The sequence below is a fragment of the Alcanivorax sp. HI0083 genome (assembly GCF_001635175.1).
Genome location: NZ_LWFX01000958.1, coordinates 1 through 5,484, shown reverse-complemented (window position 1 = coordinate 5,484; position 5,484 = coordinate 1). Strand labels below are relative to the sequence as shown.

The 5,484-nt window shown below is 59.2% G+C and carries 4 protein-coding genes; 2 read left to right on the top strand and 2 right to left on the bottom strand.

Annotation, left to right across the window (positions count from 1 at the left end; genetic code table 11):
• Positions 1-54 precede the first annotated feature (54 nt).
• Positions 55-1,263, top strand: a complete 1,209-nt coding sequence (locus tag A3754_RS10980) for a hypothetical protein (protein WP_063519712.1) — start codon at positions 55-57, stop codon at positions 1,261-1,263.
• Between the two features lie 58 nt (positions 1,264-1,321).
• Here A3754_RS10980 and guaA read toward each other — a convergent pair whose 3' ends face one another.
• Both guaA and guaB read right to left on the bottom strand, forming a co-directional pair.
• Complete coding sequence (guaA, locus tag A3754_RS10975; protein ID WP_063519711.1) at positions 1,322-2,893, bottom strand: glutamine-hydrolyzing GMP synthase; 1,572 nt, start codon at positions 2,891-2,893, stop codon at positions 1,322-1,324.
• A 184-nt stretch (positions 2,894-3,077) separates the two neighbouring features.
• A complete protein-coding gene (gene guaB, locus A3754_RS10970; protein ID WP_063519710.1) occupies positions 3,078-4,559 on the bottom strand; it encodes an IMP dehydrogenase in 1,482 nt (493 codons plus the stop codon).
• Positions 4,560-4,729: 170 nt separating this feature from the next.
• On the opposite strand from guaB, the gene xseA reads away from it, so the two are divergent.
• Positions 4,730-5,484, top strand: a 755-nt coding sequence (gene xseA, locus A3754_RS10965) for an exodeoxyribonuclease VII large subunit (RefSeq protein ID WP_063519709.1), incomplete at its 3' end; no start/stop codon positions are given.

The following is a 5,484-nucleotide window of genomic DNA, read 5'->3' as shown; positions in this document are numbered from 1 at the left end:
CAGTTAACAATTATCCGGGGGGACAGCACTGTATGAGGGGGGTGGTAAACGGAAATGCCTGCAGCCGATAAAAACCAACTTATCCATCTGTCGCGGGTAGAAAACGGCCGGTCCAGGTCCAGTACCGAACAGCTCGGACCGGACGACACCCAGGCAGACATACTGGATGATCTGGTCACCAGCCTTTACAGCTGTGTTGAGCACAAGGACGGCTTCGACCTCTTTCTGCGCAACATCCGCGACACCTTTGACCTGGCCAGCTGTTGCCTGGCCGTGATACAGAAAGAGCCGCAACTGAAAGGGCTGTATGGCTGGGCCGTGGGCTATCCGCCCGGTGTGGTCCCGCTGATGCTCAAGACCGGCCTGGTGTTCAAGGACAAGGCCATCGCCCGGGCACTGGAAACCGGCCCCAACGCTCTGTTCAGCTACGCCGATGGGGACCCGGAGAGCGATTTCCTGGCAGACATGCCCGCCTTCTCCCGCACCTGGATACGCGCCGCCGGGATTATCGACAGCGCCACCATCGCCTTTACCAACAAGTACCAGCAGCACGTGGTACTGGTATTCAATCGCCAAAAAGGCAGCCGGGTGTTCAGCAAGCCGGAAATGGCACTGCTCTCGCGACTGAAAAAACACGCCGAAATTGCCCTCGATTTGTACGAGCGCCTGCACCGCTCGGAGCAGAGCTTCAAGGACCTGCAAAGCAGCATCGCCGTATTGAAACAGCCCGTTGCCGTGTTTTCGCCAGTCTCGCTCCTGGTCAGTGCCAGCCCGGCCTTTGTGGAGATAGGCAGACGCTACAAGGCATTCACGATCGATCAGGATAGCCGGGAGATCGCCTTCAGGGATCAACAGTTCGGCAAGGATTTCTACACCCAGCTGATGCTATTCATTACCGGCAAGACCGGCGCCCTGGACGACAGCGACACCCTTTACCTGCAAACCGACGCCCTGCCCCTGCGGGTCTCCATCACCCCGGTACACAACCGACAAAGCAACAACAGCAATGTTCTGGTGGAAATCTTCGATCCCAATGTCTGCCGCACCCCCAGCATTGCCGAGATCCGCAAGGTCATCAGCGCTACCGAGGCAGAGGCCCGCGTCTGCCTCTGCCTGCTCAAGGGAACCAACACCGCCGAAGCGGCCGAACAACTGGAATTGGCCATCAGCACCATTCGCACCAACATCAAATCATTGCTGCAAAAGAACAACTTCCGCCGACAGGTAGACCTGATCACGCACCTGATGCGGATTTGTTCTTAAGCTTTCCGGTGCCCATAAAAAAGGCGGCCATTGGGCCGCCTTTTGTATTTTGCGTGGCTTATTCCCACTCAATCGTCGCCGGTGGCTTGGACGAGATATCGTAGGTCACCCGGCTGATGCCCGGAATTTCGTTGATGATGCGGCTGGAGACCAGTTCCAGGAATTCATAGGGCAGATGCGCCCAGCGGGCCGTCATGAAGTCGATGGTTTCCACCGCACGCAGAGCCACCACATATTCGTAGCGACGGGCATCGCCTACCACGCCCACTGACTTGACCGGCAGGAACACGGCAAACGCCTGGCTGGTCTTGTGGTACAGACCAGCGGCGCGCAGCTCTTCGATGAAGATATGGTCTGCCAGGCGCAAGGTATCGGCATACTCCTTCTTCACTTCGCCGAGGATACGCACACCCAGACCCGGCCCCGGGAAGGGATGGCGGTAGACCATGTCGTAGGGCAGCCCCAGCTCCAGGCCGATCTTGCGCACTTCATCCTTGAACAGTTCGCGCAGGGGCTCCACCAGCTTGAGTTTCATATCTTCCGGCAGGCCACCCACGTTGTGGTGACTCTTGATCACATGGGCCTTGCCGGTCTTGCTGGCGGCGGATTCGATCACATCCGGGTAGATGGTGCCCTGGGCCAGCCAGTTGGCATTCTCCAGTTTGCCCGCTTCTTCGTCGAAAATATCAATAAAGGTATTGCCGATGATCTTGCGCTTCTTCTCCGGATCCGCCTCGCCGGCCAGCTTGCCGAGGAAGTTGTCTTCCGCGTCCACGCGAATCACTTTCACGCCCATGCTGTCGGCGAACATTTCCATGACCTGGTCACCTTCCTGGTGACGCAGCAGGCCGTTGTCCACGAACACGCAGGTGAGCTGGTCACCGATGGCCTTGTGCAGCAGCGCCGCCACCACGGAGGAATCCACCCCGCCGGACAGGCCCAGGATGACTTCGTCGGTACCTACCTGCTCGCGGATGGTGTCGATGGCATCGCTGATGATGTTGCTCGGGGTCCACAGGGCTTCGCAGTCACACAGCTCGCGCACGAAGCGCTCCAGCAGGCGGCCGCCCTGCAAGGTATGGGTCACTTCCGGATGGAACTGGATACCATAGAAGCGCTTTTCGTCGTTGGCCATGCCGGCGATGGGGCAGCTGCCGGTGGTAGCGGTCGCCACGAAACCCGCCGGCATCTCGCCGACACGATCACCATGACTCATCCATACGTCGAGAAATTCCTTACCCTGCTCTTCATGGTCGACGATGCCGTCCAGCAGCGCATTGGCTTCAGCCTTTTCCACGCGGGCGTAACCGAACTCGTGTTTCTCACCGGCGATGACCTTGCCGCCCAACTGCTCGGCCATGGTCTGCATGCCGTAACAGATACCCAGCACCGGAATGCCTGCGTCAAACACGGCCTGCGGAGCGCGGGGCGTCTCTGCTGCAGTCACCGACTCCGGCCCACCGGAAAGAATAATGCCTTTGGGTGCAAACTCGCTGAGCTCTTCAGCGGTCATGTCGAAGGCACGAATTTCGCAGTACACACCGATTTCCCGCACGCGGCGAGCAATCAGCTGAGTGTATTGGGAACCGAAGTCCAGAATCAGGATGCGCTGGGCATGGATGTCTTGCATGGGGTTCTATCCCGCGGTGGTTGCCGACGGCTGGCGCCGGACCTTGTTGGTTACGGGTCTGACGCCGGATGCCTGACGTCGGACGCTTTAAAAGCAAAACGGCCGGAGATGTCTCCGACCGGCTCTGGCGTCAGACGTCCGACCTCGGACATCCGACCCCCTTCAAGTCACAACAGACCCCGAATTACCCCACCGGGTAGTTCGGCGCTTCCTTGGTAATCGTCACATCGTGCACGTGGGACTCTTTCATCCCGGCATTCGTTACCTTCACGAACTCCGGCTTGGTGCGCATCTCTTCGATGGTGGCGCAGCCGGTGTAGCCCATGGAAGCACGCAGGCCACCCATCAGCTGGTGCACGATAGCGCTCATCGGCCCTTTGTAAGGCACACGCCCTTCGATGCCTTCCGGTACCAGTTTCTCGATGCCGGCAGCAGCATCCTGGAAGTAACGGTCGGAGGAACCGGTGGAGCCAGACATGGCACCCAGCGAGCCCATGCCACGGTAAGCCTTGTAGTAGCCCCCCTGGAACAACTCGACCTCACCCGGCGCTTCTTCAGTGCCGGCCAGCAGGGAACCGATCATGATGGCGCTGGCGCCAGCGGCAACGGCTTTGGAAATATCACCGGAGAAGCGGATACCGCCGTCGGCGATCAAGGGCACGCCGGTGCCTTGCAGCGCCGCGGCCACATCAGAAATAGCCGTAATCTGCGGCACACCAATACCGGCCACGATACGGGTAGTACAGATAGAGCCAGGGCCGATACCCACTTTCACCGCATCGGCGCCAGCAGCCACCAGATCTTTGGCTGCAGCGGCCGTGGCGATATTGCCGCCGATCACTTGCACCTCGGGGAAATGCTTCTTCACCCAGGCAACACGGTCGATCACACCCTGGGAATGGCCGTGTGCAGTATCCACCACGATCACATCCACCCCGGCTTCCACCAACGCAGCAACGCGCTCGTCGGTGCCGGCCCCGGTGCCCACTGCCGCACCCACACGGAGGCGCCCCTGGGAGTCCTTGCAGGCATTAGGGTATTTGGCCGCTTTTTCGATATCTTTCACGGTGATCATGCCGCGCAGATCGCCGGCAGCGTTCACCACAATGACTTTCTCGATGCGATGCTTGTGCAGCAGTGCCTGAACTTCATCAGCACCAACACCTTCCTGCACTGTCACCAGCCGGTCCTTGCCGGTCATGATGTCTTTCACACACTGGTCGTAGTTGGTGATGAAACGGGTGTCACGGCTGGTGACAATGCCAACCACCTTGTCACCTTCTCCGTTTTTCTCAACCACCGGAACGCCGGAAATGTTGTTCGCATCAGTGATGCGGATCAATTCGGCAACTGTGGTATCAGGGCTGACGGTAATCGGGTCTTTGACCACACCGGATTCGTATTTCTTGACCATGCGTACATTACGCGCCTGGTCTTCGATATCCATGCTTTTATGGAGGATACCGACACCCCCTTCCTGCGCCATGGTAATGGCCAGGCGATGCTCGGTAACCGTATCCATGGCTGCGGATACCAGGGGAATGTTAAGAGCGATGTCCCGGGTCAATTTGGATTTCAGGGACACGTCCTTGGGCAGCACATTGGAATGGGCAGGCACAAGCAAAACGTCATCAAACGTTAATGCTTCTTGGGCAATTCTGAGCATATTGCACCGTAGGAAGTGAGGGAGGAGCCTGGCGGATGCCACCGGGCGGAGCGGCAGCACCCAGAATGAGACAGGCACCCCGTTAAATTAAGCGGGCGATTATACGACATTACCGGCTAACCACACAATCACCGCTGGCAGGGTTCAAAAAAACGGGCTACCCTCCCGCGATGACCATTTCATCCCGCGCCGAACCGCTGTCCATCAGCCAGTTGAACCTGGATGCCCAGGGCCTGCTGGAAAGCTCTTTCCCCCTGATCTGGCTACAGGGCGAACTGTCCAACTTTTCCCGTCCGGCCTCCGGCCACTGGTACTTCAGCCTGAAAGACACGCGTGCCCAGATTAATGGGGCCATGTTTCGAAATCGCAACAGGTTGCTGGATTTCTCACCCCAAAACGGCCAGCAGGTACTGGTGCGCGCCAAAATCACCCTGTATGTGCCCCGCGGCAATTTCCAGATTGTGGTCGAACACATGGAGCCCGCCGGCCAGGGCGCCCTCAAGGCCCAGTTCGACGCGCTCAAAGCCCAACTTCAGAGCGAGGGACTGTTCGCCCAGGACCGCAAACAGGCACTGCCTGCCTGGCCCAACCAGATTGGGGTAATCACCTCCCCCAGTGGCGCTGCCATTCGCGATATTCTCCAGGTACTGCAACGGCGCTGCCCGTCCATTCCCGTGGTGATTTATCCGGCAGCGGTGCAGGGTGCCGATGCGCCGGCACAGCTGCGCCAGGCGCTGGAACTGGCGGTGACACGCAACGAATGCGACGTGCTGATTATTGGTCGGGGCGGCGGGTCTCTGGAAGATTTGTGGGCCTTCAACGACGAAGCCCTGACCCGGGCGGTCGCCGAGTGCCCCATTCCCATTGTCTCTGCCGTGGGCCATGAGGTGGACACCGGGCTGACCGATTTTGCCGCCGATCTGCG